Raw genomic sequence first — 15,716 nt, 5'->3', positions numbered from 1 at the left:
TTGCCCATCAGCGTCATTTGTCGGGGACAGCGCATGAATATTTTGACTGAATACAAGATCCCGGTCGGCAGTTGGGCCAAGGCCGTGGTCGACTGGCTGACGACAGACCTGAAGGTCGTCTTCCGGGTGATCTCTGCCGTCCTCGACTCGTCGATCAACGCGATGCTGTTCGTTCTCGAGGCGCCTTATCTCAAGGGGTCGAGCCTGGAGCAGGTCTACCCTCTCTTCATGATCCTGGTGTTTACCGGCTTCGCCTGGTTCATGCGCCGCTCGGTCGGCATCGCGGCTTTCACCCTGCTCGGAATGCTGTTCATCTATAACCAGGGTTACTGGAAAGAGACGATGCAGACCCTGGCGCTGGTGCTGGCGGCCACGGGCGTCTGCATGGTGATCGGCATTCCCGTCGGCATCGCCTGCGCGCGCCGTCCCTGGCTCTATTCGGCCATGCGTCCGGTGCTCGATCTGATGCAGACCATCCCGACATTCGTCTACCTCATTCCGGCGCTGCTGCTGTTTGGTCTCGGCATGGTGCCGGGCCTCATCGCCACGGTGATCTTCGCGATCCCGGCGCCGATCCGGCTGACGCGACTGGGCATCATTTCGACGCCGCCGTCGCTGGTGGAAGCGGCGGAAGCGTTCGGCGCCACCAAACGCCAGGTCCTGACCAAGGTCGAACTGCCCTTTGCGATGCCGCAGATCATGGCGGGCCTGACCCAGACGATCATGCTGTCGCTGTCGATGGTGGTCATCGCGGCGCTGGTCGGCGCCAACGGGCTCGGCGTGCCGGTGGTGCGCGCGCTCAACACCGTCAACATCGCCAAGGGGTTCGATTCCGGCCTCTGCATCGTGATCCTCGCCATCATCCTCGACCGAATTTTCCGGTCTTCCGACGAAGGAGACGCGTGATGACAGCGGTCAAGTTCGACAATGTCTCGATCATCTTCGGGGCCAATCCGGAAAAGGCGCTGGCCATGGCCGACGCCGGCAGGACACGCGACGAGATCGGCTCCGAGACCGGACTGGTGCTCGGCGTGGCCAACGCGTCGCTGAGCATCGAGGAAGGCGAAATCCTCGTGCTCATGGGCCTTTCGGGCTCCGGCAAGTCCACGCTTCTGCGCGCCGTCAACGCGTTGGCGCCCGTGGTGCGCGGCGACGTCAGCGTCGCCCACGGGGGTAAGTTCCTCAATCCCTACAAGTGTTCGCCCGCCGAACTGCGTGATCTCCGCATGCATTCCGTGTCGATGGTGTTCCAGCAGTTCGGGCTTCTGCCCTGGCGCACGGTCGCCGAGAATGTCGGCTTCGGGCTCGAACTCGCCGGCATGCAGGAAGGCGAACGCAAGAAGATCGTCGGCGAACAGCTCGAATTGGTCAATCTCGCCAAATGGGCCGACCGCAAGGTGCAGGAACTCTCGGGCGGCATGCAGCAGCGCGTGGGGCTTGCCCGGGCGTTCGCCACCGGCGCGCCGATCCTCTTGATGGATGAACCCTTTTCGGCGCTCGATCCCCTGATCCGCACCCGCCTTCAGGACGAACTGCTCGAGTTCCAGCGTCGACTCAAGAAGACCATCCTGTTCGTCAGCCACGATCTCGACGAAGCCTTCCGCATCGGCAACCGCATCGCCATCATGGAAGGCGGACGGATCGTCCAGTGCGGCACGCCGCAGGACATCGTGCGCAATCCGATCAATCAATACGTGGCGGATTTCGTGCAGAACATGAACCCGATCAACATGCTGACGGCATCGGACATCATGCGGCGGGAGAATGTCGATCCGAACGCCCCGGTCTCCGGCGCCACCACGCCGGACGCTCGTCTCGTCGACGTGCTCGACGTGATGTCGCGCCAGCCTGGCGTGATCGGCGTGGTCGACAACGGCGTTCTGGTCGGCGCGATCTCGGCCGAGGATGTGGTGAGCGGATTGACGCGGCATCGCAACAGAGGCTGACGGACAGCCGAGCCCCTGATAAAACCCTCCGGTCGCCCATGCGCCGGAGGGTTTTTTATGCAGGAAGAGACACCGCTCATCCGTCCAACAGACGAAGAGGCGCGCAAACTCGCGCGGACCCTGCTGCGAGGCGCGCGCTATGGCGCGCTCGCCGTCCTCGATCCGGAAACCGGCTTTCCACTGGCCACCCGCACGCTGGTCGGCGCCGATCTCGATGGCGCGCCTATCCTGCTGATCTCGCACCTTGCAACTCACACCAAAGCGCTGATGGCGGATCCGCGTTGCTCTCTCCTCGTCGGCGAACCCCGCAAGGGCGATCCCTTGGCATGGCCGCGACTGACGGTAACCGGAGTGGTGAGGAAGGTGGAAAAAGGTTCTGAAGAGGAAAATGTGATTCGGCGTCGGTTTTTGCGACGGCATCCGAAATCCAAGCTCTATGCCTCTTTCGAGGACTTCCAGTTCCACAGAATCGAGCTAGGAGACGGCTTCCTCAATGGAGGTTTTGGAAAAAGTTATAATATTTTGCGAGGCGACCTGCTTATCCATTCCTCGCTGACGTCGGATATCGCGGCAAATGAGTTGTACTACCTTTCGCAAGTTGCATCCTTGGACCCCGATCTCGCAAACTTACTTGCAAATGCATATTCCCATGTAAAATCATACAATTGGGAACTAGCGGGAATTGATGCATGCGGCATGGAGCTCTCGCATGGCGAGCATCTTGTGCGTATTGAACTTGAAGAAGCCGCTCAAGATCTAAAAGGGCTGATTGCATCATATGAGAAAATGCTTATGGAAATACGTGAAAATTAGTAATGTACATCAAGGAAAAAACGGCGTTATGATTTTTCTGTTCGATTTCAAGAGCCTGGGGTTTATTGAGTTAAACATCAACGAATTGGATTGAGGATAAATTGCTATGAAGATGAAGACATTGTCAGAAAATTCGGCCTCTGCGGCAGCCCTGCTTTCCGCGCTCGCCAATCCCAAGAGACTTCTGATCCTCTGCAACCTGGTGAATGGCGAAGTTCCGGTCGGCGTCCTCGCCAATCAGGTCGGCCTCAGCCAGTCGGCGCTTTCGCAACATCTGTCCAAGCTCCGCGCGCAGAAACTCGTTCGCACGCGTCGCGACGCCCAGACGATCTATTATTCCAGCAATTCGGCGCAGGTTCTTACGCTGCTCAGTGCGCTGGAATCTCTCTACGGGGAGGACACGCCGAAAAGCGTTGCGGCATAATATACGGATATTCCAGGCTTTTATAATGAGCGAGGAGCCCGAAAGAGCTCCTCTTTTTATTTCGGCGAATGGGAGATCAGCTGATGACCCGCATCCGTATCGCCTTGGCCACCAATTGCGTGCGGTTCACACAGTCGAGTTTCTTCACCGCATTGTTCATATAGGCGTTCACGGTATGGTCCGACAAAGACATGATCATGCCGATTTCCGCAGACGTCTTTCCTTTTGCCGTCCATCGGACGATCTCCACCTCACGTTCGGTCAGTCCGCATGGATTGTCCGTCAACGGATAGCGATTGCGGTCGTAGGACTGGAAAAAGTGTAGCGCCAGCATCGTCAGGTCGTTGATTTCGATCTGTTCCATCGGACGGCGATCACCGTCGAAACGGATGATGTGTCGCGATCCGTCCAATGAGGAAAGCGGAATCACCAGCCCGCGACTGAACCCGTGATCGGTATAATGCTTCAGGAAAAGGGGCGGCGCCGAGTTGATCAATTTGCATTGACGCTCGACCTGTTCGGCCGACCAAGACAGCGGCAGCACCGTGCAACGCGCCGCATCATAAACATAGGAGTCTTTCGGCGGCGCGACCTGGTCGAGATTTTCGTAAAAGTCGTCGGGCGCGTTTGTTTCGATGATCAGCGAGGAAATGCTCTGATCCGTCTTGGACGGCATCACCAGGAAGGTGGAGCAGGCGAAGTCGAACATCAGCCCTATGCGGAACAGATTCAGCGCGAGATCAGGCTTCCCCGAGGCGTCGCCGATCGCGGAATACAATTGCTGCTGTTCCAGCGTCATCTGGCGCATGAGTTCCGACGTTCCTTCCGTGACTAAGGTCAAACGGCCCGACGAGCCATGACGCAAAACCGACGGTTCCCCTTATGCAGCTCGAAAAAACTGAGGCGTATTCCGGACTGGTATGTTGATAGCCCGAATTCTTCCTTCTCGCAAAGCGAATTCCGTAAAATTTGCAGTTTTTCGCAGACGAGGACCCCGGTCAGATGGGGCATGGACGCGATCGACTGCGATGTCGCGGCGCATGATAATTACACATTTCAGCAATCTTCAATAGTCTCGATGAAAGTAAACGTTTGCAACGGACTCGAAATGGGAAAGCCGACAGCCGCTTCAGAGGGCCGGTCGCTCCCCGGGGGCGGCTTTGTCCTTCTTGGACAGCTTCTCCAACACTCCGAGCATCAGGGCCGAAACGACGAAGGCGATGTGGATCAGCGTGAGCAGAGCGAGTTTCCAGTTGTCATATTGGTTGGCGTTCAAGAACACCTGCAACAGATGGATCGAGGAAATCGCCACGATCGACGAGGCGACCTTGATCTTGAGGCTGCCCGCATCCAGTTTCCCGAGAAACGAGACTTCATCGTCGGCTTCATCGAAGCGGCTGACGAAGTTTTCATAACCTGAAATCATCACCATGACGATAAGGCTGGCGACCAGCGCCGCGTCGATCAGGCCCAGCATCGCGAGGATCATCTCCGCCTCGCCGAAATTGAACACGTTGATCGCAACTTTCCAGAATTTGTAGGCGAAGGAGACCGCATAGACTGCAAGCGCGGCGACCAGTCCGAGATAGAAGGCGACCAGGATCCAGCGGCTGGACAGGATGATCCTCTCGATGATCAATTCCAACGATTTCATGATCGGCCTCACGCGATTTTCGAGCACATTGTCTTTGGGCGCGCCGGTCATAACTCGGCGCTGCGCGGTTTCGCAATGCGGTACGGGCGCCACGTTGCAAAGAAAAATAGCAAATCGGATCGCCGGCGTCTTGCGCCGTCCGGCCAATGCAGCCAATTCTCAGTCTACGAAGGAATGGTGGTCAAACTCATGTCTCGGTGGTCTGACAGTGGGCGCGCGGGTCGGCTCTGGATTTTGATGGTCCTGGCGATCTCTCTGACCTGCGCCGATGTCAGAGCCGACGATCGCAGGGAAGGCGCCAACCTGCCGGCTCTGTTCGATCGTCCCATGACGTTTGCCATCGTCCGGTCCGGCGCGGGCTATTGCGAGCCCGTCTGCCCCGAATGGATCTACGGCGAGGGACGGATCTCGCCCGGCACGCCTGCAGCGTTCAAGAAGATCGTGAAAAAAGCGGGCGACCGGCGCTTGCCCCTGATCATCACCTCGCCGGGCGGCGACGTCGATGCGGCCATGGCGCTCGGACGCCTGATCCGCAAGGAAGGCCTTGCGGTGGAGGTCGGTTACACCCGTTTCGTCACCTGCCGGCCCACGGATGACGATTGCAAGCCGGACGGTGCGCGCGATGGGGAATATTACGGGTCGGTCGCCGTGGCCGGATCGTTCTGCTGGTCGGCTTGCCCGTTGGCGCTGGCCGGCGGCGAGAGGCGTTTGTCCAGCCGGTGGTCCTATACGGGCGTGCACCAGGTCACCACCACTTATCGGCGCCAGAAGATCTACTACAAGGAACGCTACGAAATCGTCGACGGCAAGAGAAAGGTGGTGAGCCGCGAGGAGATCCGGCGCAAGGATATCGGGCCGAAAAGCAGCACGAAAATGCCGAAGGCCACGCGCAAGGCGTTGAGCAATTATCTCGGGGACATGGGCGTTGATCTCGTCCTGCTCGATTTGATGCAGTCGGCGACGCCGGATAAGATCAGGACTCTCGAGCCCGTGGAAATGCTGAAGATCGGCTTGATCACCGAATTGTCTTCGACGGACATGCTGACGGCGCCGCAGTCCTGCCTGACGCCGGATAGGCCGGACAACTGCGTTCTTCTGCCCTCCACCGCGCCGGCCTCGACCCTGTCGACGCTGGAACCCGAGGTCGAGCCGATCTGAGCGACGGTAATCGGCTCCATATTTCGCTCCCAAAATGAAAAACGTCGCAAATAGAACATTCTTCGGTTGTTTTGGGACCGGCGGCCGCTCCGTTTTGCCGATTAACTGACGATCGTCTCGCTCCGAGGAGGAAGGCGCGTGGACGAAGGGCGAACCATCCGAACGGGAGGCGGAATGTTTATGGCCGACGTGAAATCCGACATTGAAATTGCGCGCGCTGCGAAGAAGCGGCCGATCCAGGAAATCGGCGCGAAACTGGGCATAGCGACGGAAGATCTCATGCCATATGGGCATGACAAGGCGAAAGTCTCGGCCGATTTCATCGCCCGCATCAAGGACAAGCCGAATGGCAGGCTGGTGCTGGTGACCGCCATCAATCCGACGCCGGCGGGCGAGGGCAAGACCACGACCACGGTCGGCCTGGGCGACGGGCTCAACCGTATCGGCAAGAAGGCGGTGGTCTGCATCCGCGAGGCCTCGCTCGGCCCGTGTTTCGGAGTGAAGGGCGGCGCGGCCGGCGGCGGCTATGCGCAGGTGGTGCCGATGGAGGACATGAACCTGCATTTCACCGGCGATTTCCACGCCATCACCTCGGCGCACAACCTGCTTTCGGCGCTGATCGACAATCACATCTATTGGGGCAACGAGCAGGGCATCGACATCAGGCGCATCGCCTGGCGGCGGGTCATGGACATGAACGACCGGGCGCTCCGGCAGATCGTCGCCTCGCTGGGCGGCGTCGCCAACGGCTATCCGCGCGAAACCGGCTTCGACATCTCCGTGGCCTCGGAAGTCATGGCCATTCTCTGTCTGTCGACCGATCTCAAGGATCTCGAAAAGCGGCTCGGCGACATCATCATCGGCTATCGCCGCGACAAGAGCCCGGTCTTCGCCCGCGACATCAAGGCCGACGGGGCGATGACGGTGCTGCTGAAGGACGCGATGCAGCCCAATCTGGTGCAGACGCTCGAAAACAATCCGGCTTTCGTGCATGGCGGCCCCTTCGCCAACATCGCCCATGGCTGTAATTCGGTGGTGGCGACGACGACCGCGCTGAAACTCGCCGACTATGTCGTCACCGAAGCCGGCTTCGGCGCCGATCTCGGCGCGGAGAAGTTCTTCGACATCAAATGCCGCAAGGCCGGGCTGAAGCCGGATGCGGCGGTGATCGTGGCGACGGCGCGGGCGATGAAGATGAATGGCGGCGTCAAGAAGGAAGATCTCGGCGTCGAGAATGTCGCCGCCGTGCAAAAAGGTTGCGCCAATCTCGGCCGTCACGTGCAGAACGTCAAGAAATTCGGCGTGCCCGTGGTGGTCGGCATCAATCACTTCACCTCCGATACGGAGGCCGAGATCAAGGCGATTCAAGAGTATGTCGCCACCCTCGGCGTCGAAGCGATCCTGTGCAAGCACTGGGCGCAAGGCTCGGCCGGGATCGAGGATCTCGCCCGCAAGGTGGTCGAACTCGCCGAAGGCGGCCAGTCGCAATTCGCGCCGCTTTATCCCGACGACATGCCGTTGTTTGAAAAGATCGAGCGCATCGCCAAGTCGATTTACCACGCCGGCGAAGTGACTGCCGACAAATCGGTGCGCGACCAGCTGCGCACCTGGGAGGCGCAGGGCTACGGAAAACTGCCGGTCTGCATGGCCAAGACGCAATATTCCTTCTCGACCGATCCCGGCCTGCGCGGCGCGCCGGAGGGGCATGTGGTGAATGTGCGCGAGGTCAGGCTGTCGGCGGGCGCCGGTTTCGTGGTGGCGATCACCGGCGAAATCATGACCATGCCCGGCCTGCCGAAATCGCCCTCGTCGGAGCGGATCTACCTGAACGAGATGGGGTATATCGAAGGGCTATTCTGATCTGGCGCCATGAAAAGGCATCGGCTCTCCGCCCTTCACCAGCAATAGCGATAGCCGCCTTTGCGCGCGAGCGTATCGAGATGCAGATGCGTCTCGTGCGCCGCGTCGCTGCCGGGGTCGAGCACGGTGGAGAAATAAAGGCATGCCGCCGAGGCGACTGCGCGCTGGAACGCGCCGTTGAGCGTTGAATCCTCCTCGCGCGGCGAAATCGTCAATGTCGCGCCAGATTTGAAGGTGAAGGCGGCTATATCCACCGCGCTTCCATGCGCGTGTTCGGAGATCTTGCCATTCGACGCCGAATTGCGATTGCGACACACATAGGTGGAAGCTTGGTTGATCGCGGTGAGAGTTTCCGTCGGACGGGCTTTCTTGGCGAAGGGGATGACGACGTCCTGGGTCCAGCGCGAGAGGTTCAACGCCGTCTGGCACCGCATCTGGCCAGGAGGCGTAAACGAAACGCCGGCGCCGAGCGACTTGACCAGCAACGGTCGGTCGATGCCGCAGCCGCCGCCGTCGTCGATGCGCTCGATCTCGCTGAATTCCGCTCCCAGAGCCTTCAGCGCCGTGGAGCAGCGCGTGAATGCCGCCGGATCTTCCGTCTCTATCGGTGGCCCTTTCGCCTCAGGGGCGCTCGGGGATACCGCGCCGTCCGGTCTTTCGGCGGCGCCTGGCGCGGGAGAGCCGGCCTTCGCCTCTGGGGCCGTGATAGGCGTTTTCGGCGCATCCAGCCCCCGGTCCGGTCGGCTTTCAGGAATGGGTCCATGGACCGGGAGGTCCGCGCCGGCGAGCAGCAGGGTCGAGGCGAGTAGGACTATGGCGCGCAGGGGACAGCCCTCCATGAATCTGTGTCTCGAAGGAGAACGCATGGCTGCCGTCTCGGTTCGCCGTTTCATGCCGGCGCCTCTCGTCCGGCCGAAACACTCATCGTCGCAGGGAACAAGAGCCGTGGTCGGAAGGCTGTTTCGGCCCCTTGTCAATTCTGAAAAGATTGATATTGGTAGCGACATGAAAACGTCTGTGATCATGGCAATCTGGTGGTGGGCTCGCTGAAAACGCGGCCTCGGATCGTCATGTGAAAAGACAAGACCACGAAGCCGCCCGGAAAGAGGCGGCTTTTTTCATATCCGGGCCGCGCTCGACCGGGCCTTGACGGAGAGAAAGAATGGGAACGCGCATACTGGAAGACGGCTCGGAGCAATATGTGACGAAGGGCGGGGTGACCATCACCCGGTCGCGTCGCGAAACCTCTTACGCCGACGCGATCGACTCTTATGTCGAAAAGCTCGACGAGCGCCGCGGCGCCGTCCTGTCTTCCAACTATGAATATCCCGGCCGCTACACCCGCTGGGATGTGGCGGTCTGCGATCCGCCGCTCGGCGTGTCCTCCTTCGGCCGTTCCGTCTGGCTCGAAGCCTATAATGAGCGCGGCGAAGTGCTGCTCGACATCATCACCGAGGCGCTGGCCGAGGTCGCGGACCTGACGCTGGGCGCGCGCAGCGCCCGCCGGCTCGACCTCACCGTGAATGCACCCTCGCGTGTCTTCACCGAAGAAGAGCGCTCGAAGATGCCGACGGTCTTCACGGTGCTCCGCGCCATCACCGGCCTGTTCCATTCGGCCGAGGACAGCTCGATCGGCCTCTACGGCGCCTTCGGCTACGATCTCGCCTTCCAGTTCGACGCCATCGATCTCAAGCTCAAGCGGCCGGACGATCAGCGCGACATGGTGCTGTTCCTGCCCGACGAGATCCTGGTGGTCGACAACTATTCCGCCAAGGCCTGGATCGACCGTTACGAATACGCCAAGGATGATCGGACGACGGTCGGCAAAGCTGGCGACACGGTTCCCGATCCTTTCCGCTCGACCGATACGATCCCGCCGCGCGGCGATCATCGACCCGGCGAGTATGCCGATCTCGTCAAGCACGCCAAGAAAAGCTTCCAGCGGGGAGACCTGTTCGAAGTGGTGCCGGGCCAGAAGTTCATGGAGCGCTGCGACTCCAAGCCTTCGGCCATCGCTCGGCGTCTGAAGGCGATCAATCCGTCGCCCTATTCCTTCTTCATCAATCTCGGCAATCAGGAATATTTGGTCGGCGCGTCGCCCGAAATGTTCGTGCGCGTGTCGGGTCGCCGCATCGAGACCTGCCCGATCTCCGGCACGATCAAGCGCGGCGATGACGCGATCTCCGACAGCGAACAGATCCTGAAGCTCCTGAACTCCAAGAAGGACGAGTCCGAGCTGACCATGTGCTCCGATGTCGATCGCAACGACAAGAGCCGCGTCTGCGAACCGGCTTCGGTCAAGGTCATCGGCCGCCGGCAGATCGAGATGTATTCGCGCCTCATCCACACGGTCGATCATATCGAGGGCCGCTTGCGCGACGACATGGACGCGTTCGACGGCTTCCTCAGCCATGCCTGGGCCGTCACCGTCACCGGCGCGCCGAAGCTTTGGGCGATGCGCTTCATCGAGGCGCATGAAAAGAGCCCGCGCGTGTGGTATGGCGGCGCGATCGGCTGGGTCGGCTTCAATGGCGACATGAACACCGGTCTGACGCTGCGCACCATCCGTATCAAGGACGGGATCGCCGAAGTGCGCGCCGGCGCGACGCTGCTCTACGATTCCATTCCGGAAGAGGAGGAGGCCGAGACCGAACTCAAGGCTTCCGCCATGATCGCCGCCATCCGCGACGCCAAGACAGGGAATTCCGCCATGACCAAGCGCGATGTCGCCAAAGTCGGCCAGGGGGTCAATATCCTGCTGGTCGATCACGAAGATTCCTTCGTTCATACGCTCGCCAACTATTTCCGCCAGACGGGCGCTACGGTCTCCACCGTGCGCACACCGGTGCCGGAGGAAGTGTTCGACCGGATGAACCCCGACCTCGTGGTGCTGTCGCCGGGGCCTGGCTCGCCGTCGGATTTCGATTGCAAGGCGACGATCAAGAAGGCGAGGGCGCGCAATCTGCCGATCTTCGGCGTCTGCCTGGGGCTTCAGGCGCTCGCTGAAGCCTATGGCGGCGAACTCCGCCATCTCGCCATTCCCATGCATGGCAAGCCGTCGCGCATCCGGGTGCTCGAACCCGGCGTGGTGTTCTCCGGCCTCGGCAAGGAAGTGACCGTCGGCCGCTACCACTCGATCTTCGCCGACCCCGCCACCCTCGACCGCGATTTCATCATCACGGCCGAAAGCGAGGACGGCACGATCATGGGCATCGAGCATGCCAAGGAGCCGGTGGCGGCGGTGCAGTTCCACCCGGAATCGATCATGACGCTCGGCTCCGAAGCCGGCATGCGGATGATCGAGAATGTCGTGGCGCATCTGGCGAAAAGGGCCAAGGTGAAGGCGGCTTGAGGCCACTTAAAGAAAGGCGCTCCGCCGGATCGGCGGCGCGCTCTTCTATCAGGCGACGCGCGGCTCGATCGTCGCCAACTCGTTTTCGATCTGCCGCCGTCTTTGCATGAGATCGAAATCGGTTTGAAGGCCGAGGAAGAAGCCTTCGGACATGCCGAAATAGCGGGCCAGCCGAAGATCGGTATCGGCGGTGACGGCGCGTTTGCCCAGCACGATTTCATTGATACGCCGCGGCGGCACTTTCACCGCTTTCGCCAGCGCATTCTGGCTGATCGACATTGGTTCCAGAAAGTCCTCGCGCAGGATGTCCCCGGGATGCGGATTTGGAAGTGAGGCGTCTTGTTCCGTCGTTGCCATGGCGGGATCTCCACTCTGGACGCTCAGTGCATTGTTGTTACAGGGTATCTCAGCATGCAGGGTCTCACTAGTTGTGCATATGAACCCCTCCGTCCCGGATCGATCCACAGCGATCGCCGCCTCGCTCTTGACCCACACGTCGATTTCACTCATATGCGACATCATCGAAACCGCGCGCTGGCCCGTCCTGCGCGCGGTTTCGCGTTGATGGACTTGAGTTTTTGCAAATCACTCGCATTCGCGGAAGGGGACGGCGATGGAAAAAAGCGACATGACTGTCCGGAGGCTGGCCTTCTGGGGCATTCCGCTGTCCTTCGGGGTGATGGGGCTGAAGCTGCTGGCGTGGTGGGTGACGGGTTCGGTGGCGCTTTTGTCCGACGGGCTGGAATCGACGGTCAACGTCATCGCGGCGTTCCTGGCTTATTTCGTCATTCGATATGCGCAGAAGCCGGCTGACGACGACCATCCCTATGGGCATCACAAGGCGGAATATCTCTCGGCCGTGCTCGAGGGCGTCCTCATCGTGGTGGCCGCACTGCTGATCATCCGCGAGGCGATCCCGGCGCTCTATGCGCCCACGGTGCTCGAGGCTCCTTTTCTCGGTCTCGCGATCAACGCCGTCGCCGCCATCATCAATGCGGCATGGGCCACGGTGTTGATACGCGTTGGCAAAAGCCATCGCTCGCCGGCCCTTTCTGCAGATGGCCAGCACATCATGTCCGACGTGGTGACGTCGTGCGGCGTGCTGGTGGGGTTGATTCTGGTGCTGTTCACCGGCTATGCGATCCTCGATCCTGCGCTTGCCGTGATCGTCGCGCTCAACATCATCTGGCAGGGCTGGAAGGTCATTTCGCATTCGGTGGCGGGGTTGATGGATGTCGCGGTTTCCAGCGAGGAAGCCGATGCGATCAAGCTGGCGATCAAGGACAATTCGCAGGGTTCGCTCGGCGTGCACTATCTGCGCTCTCGCCGCGCCGGGGCGGCCACGTTCGTCGCCTTCGATCTCGTCGTTCCCTCGTCGATGTCGGTGGGCGACGCGCATCTGATCTGCGACCGGCTCGAAATGGCGGTCCACAAAGCATTGCCCGGCGCGAGAGTGACCATCCATGTCGAGCCGGAAAACGAAATGGCGCATGGCGCCGGCGTCGAAATCTGAAGGAGACCACTGAATGAGCAAAACCGATGTTTCCGGCCTGACGCAACTCGGCCAGGCCGTCGAGACCCCGGCCAGTCCGGAGGCCGCCGTGTTGGAGCGCGTTCCCTCGGGCAATCGCGACGCCAATTACGTCGTGCGCTTCACCGCGCCGGAATTCACGTCGCTCTGCCCGATGACCGGGCAACCCGATTTCGCCCATATCGTCATCGACTACATCCCCGGCGAGTGGCTGGTGGAATCGAAATCGCTGAAGCTGTTTCTTACCTCGTTCCGCAATCACGGCGCCTTTCACGAGGATTGCTCCATCTATATCGCCAAGCGGCTCGTCGACCTTCTCGATCCGAAATGGCTGCGCATCGGCGCCTACTGGTATCCGCGCGGCGGCATTCCGATCGACGTTTTCTGGCAGACCGGCGCGCCGCCCGAAGGCGTCTGGCTTCCCGACCAGGGTGTCGCGCCCTATCGCGGCCGCGGCTGACGCCGGTTGTGCATCGATAAGGACCGGCTTTTGCCGGCCCTGACAGTTTTGCGCGGGATCAGGCGTAGCTGTCGTTGTCGTCGTCCGGATCGAGCCAATCGCCGTCGTCGAACTGGTCATCGGCCTGCTGCAGGTCGTTGTTGTCATCGCCGGAATTGCCGCTATCGCCGTTCAGAAAATAGTTGTTGACCACGGTTTCCTCGACCGGCGCGTTGCCGGATCCAAACAGTCCGGCGCCATTGCCGAAACTCGAGCCGAACAGGCCGTTCGAGCCGCTGACATGCGGCGAAAAGAGATCGCGGACAGCATCCGCTGCGAGCACACCGCCGGCCACGCCGGCCGCCGTGGTGAGCGCGCCGCGCAAGAAGCCGCCGCTGGCAGAGGCCTGGGCCTGACCCCACGGGCCGGCGGGAGCAGCGTCGCGTCCCCATGGGCTCGGCGCCGTGGGCGCAGAGACTGGCCGCCGGTTCGAACGGGCGAAATCGTCATAAAGCTGGCCCGAACGCGCGGCCTGGCACGGTTGCCGGCCCGCGCCGAACAGGCCGGGCAGGCCGCCGAGAAAACCGCCCGGCATTTGCGTTGCAGAGGCGGGTCTCTGGCGTTCGAGTTCCGCGATCTGATCCTGCAGGTCCTGGATGCGGCTCGTCAGCGCTGTGAGCGCCTGATCCTGAACGATCACCGCCTGCGCCAGCAAATAGGCCGCATGCGGCTGTTCTCTCAGGCTGCGCCGGATCAGGTCTTCGGCTTCGGGATCTCGCGGCGTCGACGCCGCGCCGCGTGTGCGGTCGAACAGATCGCTCAACAAGCTTCGTTCTTCCGGTGACATGATCGTCTCCTTCCGGTTCATGCGCCAACCATGAGGTAGGATCGGAAAAAGGCCGAAAGATGCGAGATCGGATTAAATCCTCGTAACAAAAAACGGGCCCGAAGGCCCGCCTGGAAAACGACTATGGTTGCGCTCGTTCAGCCGAACATCAGCGCCGCTCCGCCGACCGCTGTCAGCGCGCCGAGAAGGCGGCCGATGACGGCGCTGCGGCTCGAAGCCCAGACGCCGAGACCGAGGCCGATGGCGTGCAGCATCGCCGTCGCGGCGACGAAACCGAGGCCGAAGGTCAGCGCATCGGCGCCGCCCAGTTCTGCGCCATGCGCGTAGCCGTGAAACAGCGCGAAAGCGCCGACGACGACCATGCCCAGTATGGTCGGCAGTTTCACGGCGAGCGCCACCAAAAGACCCAGGCCGACGACGGAGGCGAGGATCGCCGGTTCGACGAAGGGCAGGGACGCGCCGGTCAGCGCAAGAACGAAGCCGACAGCCATCACCATGACGAAGCTTGCGGGAACCGCAAAGCGCGCCTTGCCGCCGAGCTGCGCCGCCCAAAGGCCCACCGCGATCATCGCCAGCATATGGTCCGTCCCGGAAAAGGGATGCAGGAGCCCGCTCGCCATCGCGCCATGTGCGAGCGGATCGACATGGGCGAATGCCGGCGCTGTCGTGAGTGCGAGGAGGGGCGCAGCTGACAGGGCGGCGGCGGAGATTCGTTTCGACATGGAAGGACCCTCGGTTTCTGACGTTTTCTCGCGCCGTTGCAGGCGTCGTTCGGGCAAAGACTAGTCCCGCCATCGCAATCCTGTCCATACGGCGTTTGCCGCAGATGGCCTTTGGCTGCCGTTTTTTTGTTCCTTGAGCGGCGATGCCCGTTTTCGCGGCGCCGGTGGAGCTGCTTCCCCCGGGCTTTACCGGCAATTCACCCGTTTCGCGTAATCCGCATTTGTTGCATTGTCTTTCCATGTGAGTCGCCCTATCTCAGGGCTCGGAAAGCTTCGAAATCTGGAGAATTGGATGAACGACGAAGACGACGACAAGGAAAAGAAGGTCGAGGCGCCGATGGGCAAGGACATCGAGTCCAATCTCTTCAAGTCGCGATCCATCTTCATCTATGGCGGTATCACCCAGGAGCTGGCCCACAAGGTTTGCGCCCAGCTGGTGGCGCTCGCCGCGGCCGGCGACGACGATATCCGCATCTTCGTCAATTCGCCGGGCGGTCATGTCGAATCGGGCGATTCGATCCATGACATGATCAAGTTCATCAAGCCGAAGGTCTGGATCATCGGCACGGGCTGGGTCGCATCGGCCGGCGCGCTGATCTTCGTCAGCGTTCCCAAGGAACGCCGCCTCTGCCTGACCAACACCCGCTTCCTGCTGCACCAACCCTCGGGCGGCACCCGCGGCATGGCCTCCGACATCGAGATCCAGGCGCGCGAGATCATTCGCATGAACGAGCGTCTGAACCGCATCTTCGCGGCGGCCACCGGCCAGTCGGTGGAAAAGATCGCCAAGGACACCGACCGTGATTATTGGCTCTCCGCCGAGGAAGCCAAGGACTACGGCCTGGTCTCGCGCATTATTTCGTCGCAGGCCGACATCTGATCGCAGGCTGTCATTTAAAGCCCCCGTCGCTGCTCGCGTCGGGGGCTTTTTTGTGTTCGCGCCGCGCCATGCTTATGCTGCATTGCGCTT

At 61.1% G+C, this 15,716-nt stretch carries 16 protein-coding genes; 10 read left to right on the top strand and 6 right to left on the bottom strand.

Annotation, left to right across the window (positions count from 1 at the left end; all coding sequences use genetic code 11):
- The first annotated feature begins 33 nt into the window (after positions 1–33).
- The 4 genes from choW to OCK01_RS04735 all read left to right on the top strand — a co-directional run bounded on the left by choW (position 34) and on the right by OCK01_RS04735 (position 3,183).
- Positions 34–906, top strand: coding sequence for a choline ABC transporter permease subunit (choW, locus tag OCK01_RS04750; RefSeq protein WP_182828755.1), 873 nt, complete (start codon positions 34–36; stop codon positions 904–906).
- Positions 906–1,946: a choline ABC transporter ATP-binding protein gene (gene choV / locus OCK01_RS04745; RefSeq protein WP_263822895.1), complete on the top strand. Its 1,041-nt coding sequence runs from the start codon at positions 906–908 to the stop codon at positions 1,944–1,946. The genes choW and choV overlap by 1 nt, the downstream gene beginning before the upstream one ends.
- Positions 1,947–2,003: 57 nt before the next feature.
- A complete protein-coding gene (locus OCK01_RS04740; RefSeq protein ID WP_263822894.1) occupies positions 2,004–2,759 on the top strand; it encodes a HugZ family protein in 756 nt (251 codons plus the stop codon).
- A gap of 106 nt (positions 2,760–2,865) precedes the next feature.
- Entirely contained in the window at positions 2,866–3,183 is a 318-nt protein-coding gene (locus OCK01_RS04735; protein ID WP_182828758.1) for an ArsR/SmtB family transcription factor, read from the top strand.
- Between the two features lie 76 nt (positions 3,184–3,259).
- Here the strand turns inward: OCK01_RS04735 and OCK01_RS04730 are convergent, their stop codons facing one another.
- Together OCK01_RS04730 and OCK01_RS04725 are read right to left on the bottom strand one after the other, a co-directional pair.
- Entirely contained in the window at positions 3,260–3,991 is a 732-nt protein-coding gene (locus tag OCK01_RS04730; protein ID WP_182828759.1) for a helix-turn-helix transcriptional regulator, read from the bottom strand.
- A gap of 321 nt (positions 3,992–4,312) precedes the next feature.
- Positions 4,313–4,837, bottom strand: coding sequence for a TIGR00645 family protein (locus OCK01_RS04725; protein WP_263822893.1), 525 nt, complete (start codon positions 4,835–4,837; stop codon positions 4,313–4,315).
- A 237-nt stretch (positions 4,838–5,074) separates the two neighbouring features.
- On the opposite strand from OCK01_RS04725, the gene OCK01_RS04720 reads away from it, so the two are divergent.
- Entirely contained in the window at positions 5,075–5,995 is a 921-nt protein-coding gene (locus OCK01_RS04720; protein WP_263822892.1) for a hypothetical protein, read from the top strand.
- A gap of 180 nt (positions 5,996–6,175) precedes the next feature.
- A complete protein-coding gene (locus OCK01_RS04715; protein ID WP_263823160.1) occupies positions 6,176–7,855 on the top strand; it encodes a formate--tetrahydrofolate ligase in 1,680 nt (559 codons plus the stop codon).
- 35 nt (positions 7,856–7,890) lie between these two features.
- Here the strand turns inward: OCK01_RS04715 and OCK01_RS04710 are convergent, their stop codons facing one another.
- Entirely contained in the window at positions 7,891–8,694 is an 804-nt protein-coding gene (locus OCK01_RS04710; RefSeq protein ID WP_263822891.1) for an extensin family protein, read from the bottom strand.
- Between the two features lie 323 nt (positions 8,695–9,017).
- On the opposite strand from OCK01_RS04710, the gene OCK01_RS04705 reads away from it, so the two are divergent.
- The gene (locus OCK01_RS04705; protein ID WP_263822890.1) at positions 9,018–11,207 is read left to right on the top strand and encodes an anthranilate synthase; all 2,190 of its coding nucleotides are present in this window, start codon (positions 9,018–9,020) and stop codon (positions 11,205–11,207) included.
- A 48-nt stretch (positions 11,208–11,255) separates the two neighbouring features.
- Here the strand turns inward: OCK01_RS04705 and OCK01_RS04700 are convergent, their stop codons facing one another.
- Complete coding sequence (locus OCK01_RS04700; protein WP_263823159.1) at positions 11,256–11,564, bottom strand: HigA family addiction module antitoxin; 309 nt, start codon at positions 11,562–11,564, stop codon at positions 11,256–11,258.
- A gap of 256 nt (positions 11,565–11,820) precedes the next feature.
- Here OCK01_RS04700 and OCK01_RS04695 point away from each other — a divergent pair, with 256 nt between their 5' ends.
- Both OCK01_RS04695 and queF read left to right on the top strand, forming a co-directional pair.
- Positions 11,821–12,720 (top strand): cation diffusion facilitator family transporter, encoded by a 900-nt coding sequence (locus tag OCK01_RS04695; protein ID WP_263822889.1) that lies wholly within the window; start codon positions 11,821–11,823, stop codon positions 12,718–12,720.
- A gap of 13 nt (positions 12,721–12,733) precedes the next feature.
- Positions 12,734–13,198, top strand: coding sequence for a preQ(1) synthase (gene queF / locus OCK01_RS04690; protein WP_182828765.1), 465 nt, complete (start codon positions 12,734–12,736; stop codon positions 13,196–13,198).
- Positions 13,199–13,256: 58 nt separating this feature from the next.
- Here the strand turns inward: queF and OCK01_RS04685 are convergent, their stop codons facing one another.
- Positions 13,257–14,024: a DUF2076 domain-containing protein gene (locus tag OCK01_RS04685; RefSeq protein WP_263822888.1), complete on the bottom strand. Its 768-nt coding sequence runs from the start codon at positions 14,022–14,024 to the stop codon at positions 13,257–13,259.
- Positions 14,025–14,161: 137 nt separating this feature from the next.
- On the bottom strand, positions 14,162–14,746 hold the full coding sequence (locus tag OCK01_RS04680) for a HupE/UreJ family protein (protein WP_263822887.1): 585 nt from the start codon (positions 14,744–14,746) through the stop codon (positions 14,162–14,164).
- Between the two features lie 292 nt (positions 14,747–15,038).
- Here OCK01_RS04680 and OCK01_RS04675 point away from each other — a divergent pair, with 292 nt between their 5' ends.
- Positions 15,039–15,626, top strand: coding sequence for an ATP-dependent Clp protease proteolytic subunit (locus tag OCK01_RS04675; RefSeq protein WP_182828768.1), 588 nt, complete (start codon positions 15,039–15,041; stop codon positions 15,624–15,626).
- Positions 15,627–15,716: the final 90 nt, after the last annotated feature.

Source organism: Rhizobium sp. TRM95796 (assembly GCF_025779995.1).
Lineage (GTDB): Bacteria > Pseudomonadota > Alphaproteobacteria > Rhizobiales > Rhizobiaceae > Rhizobium_E.
This window is presented reverse-complemented; position numbering and strand designations above follow the sequence as displayed.

What these genes read in the sequence shown, in the direction of transcription:
- OCK01_RS04695 (WP_263822889.1), top strand. Translation starts at nt 11,821, where the DNA reads ATGGAAAAAAGCGACATGACTGTCCGGAGGCTGGCCTTCTGGGGCATT.
- OCK01_RS04705 (WP_263822890.1), top strand. Translation starts at nt 9,018, where the DNA reads ATGGGAACGCGCATACTGGAAGACGGCTCGGAGCAATATGTGACGAAG.
- queF (WP_182828765.1), top strand. Translation starts at nt 12,734, where the DNA reads ATGAGCAAAACCGATGTTTCCGGCCTGACGCAACTCGGCCAGGCCGTC.
- OCK01_RS04720 (WP_263822892.1), top strand. Translation starts at nt 5,075, where the DNA reads ATGGTCCTGGCGATCTCTCTGACCTGCGCCGATGTCAGAGCCGACGAT.
- OCK01_RS04685 (WP_263822888.1), bottom strand. Translation starts at nt 14,024, where the DNA reads ATGTCACCGGAAGAACGAAGCTTGTTGAGCGATCTGTTCGACCGCACA.
- OCK01_RS04740 (WP_263822894.1), top strand. Translation starts at nt 2,004, where the DNA reads ATGCAGGAAGAGACACCGCTCATCCGTCCAACAGACGAAGAGGCGCGC.
- OCK01_RS04700 (WP_263823159.1), bottom strand. Translation starts at nt 11,564, where the DNA reads ATGGCAACGACGGAACAAGACGCCTCACTTCCAAATCCGCATCCCGGG.
- OCK01_RS04715 (WP_263823160.1), top strand. Translation starts at nt 6,176, where the DNA reads ATGGCCGACGTGAAATCCGACATTGAAATTGCGCGCGCTGCGAAGAAG.
- OCK01_RS04675 (WP_182828768.1), top strand. Translation starts at nt 15,039, where the DNA reads ATGAACGACGAAGACGACGACAAGGAAAAGAAGGTCGAGGCGCCGATG.
- choW (WP_182828755.1), top strand. Translation starts at nt 34, where the DNA reads ATGAATATTTTGACTGAATACAAGATCCCGGTCGGCAGTTGGGCCAAG.
- choV (WP_263822895.1), top strand. Translation starts at nt 906, where the DNA reads ATGACAGCGGTCAAGTTCGACAATGTCTCGATCATCTTCGGGGCCAAT.
- OCK01_RS04730 (WP_182828759.1), bottom strand. Translation starts at nt 3,991, where the DNA reads ATGCGCCAGATGACGCTGGAACAGCAGCAATTGTATTCCGCGATCGGC.
- OCK01_RS04725 (WP_263822893.1), bottom strand. Translation starts at nt 4,837, where the DNA reads ATGAAATCGTTGGAATTGATCATCGAGAGGATCATCCTGTCCAGCCGC.
- OCK01_RS04735 (WP_182828758.1), top strand. Translation starts at nt 2,866, where the DNA reads ATGAAGATGAAGACATTGTCAGAAAATTCGGCCTCTGCGGCAGCCCTG.
- OCK01_RS04710 (WP_263822891.1), bottom strand. Translation starts at nt 8,694, where the DNA reads ATGGAGGGCTGTCCCCTGCGCGCCATAGTCCTACTCGCCTCGACCCTG.
- OCK01_RS04680 (WP_263822887.1), bottom strand. Translation starts at nt 14,746, where the DNA reads ATGTCGAAACGAATCTCCGCCGCCGCCCTGTCAGCTGCGCCCCTCCTC.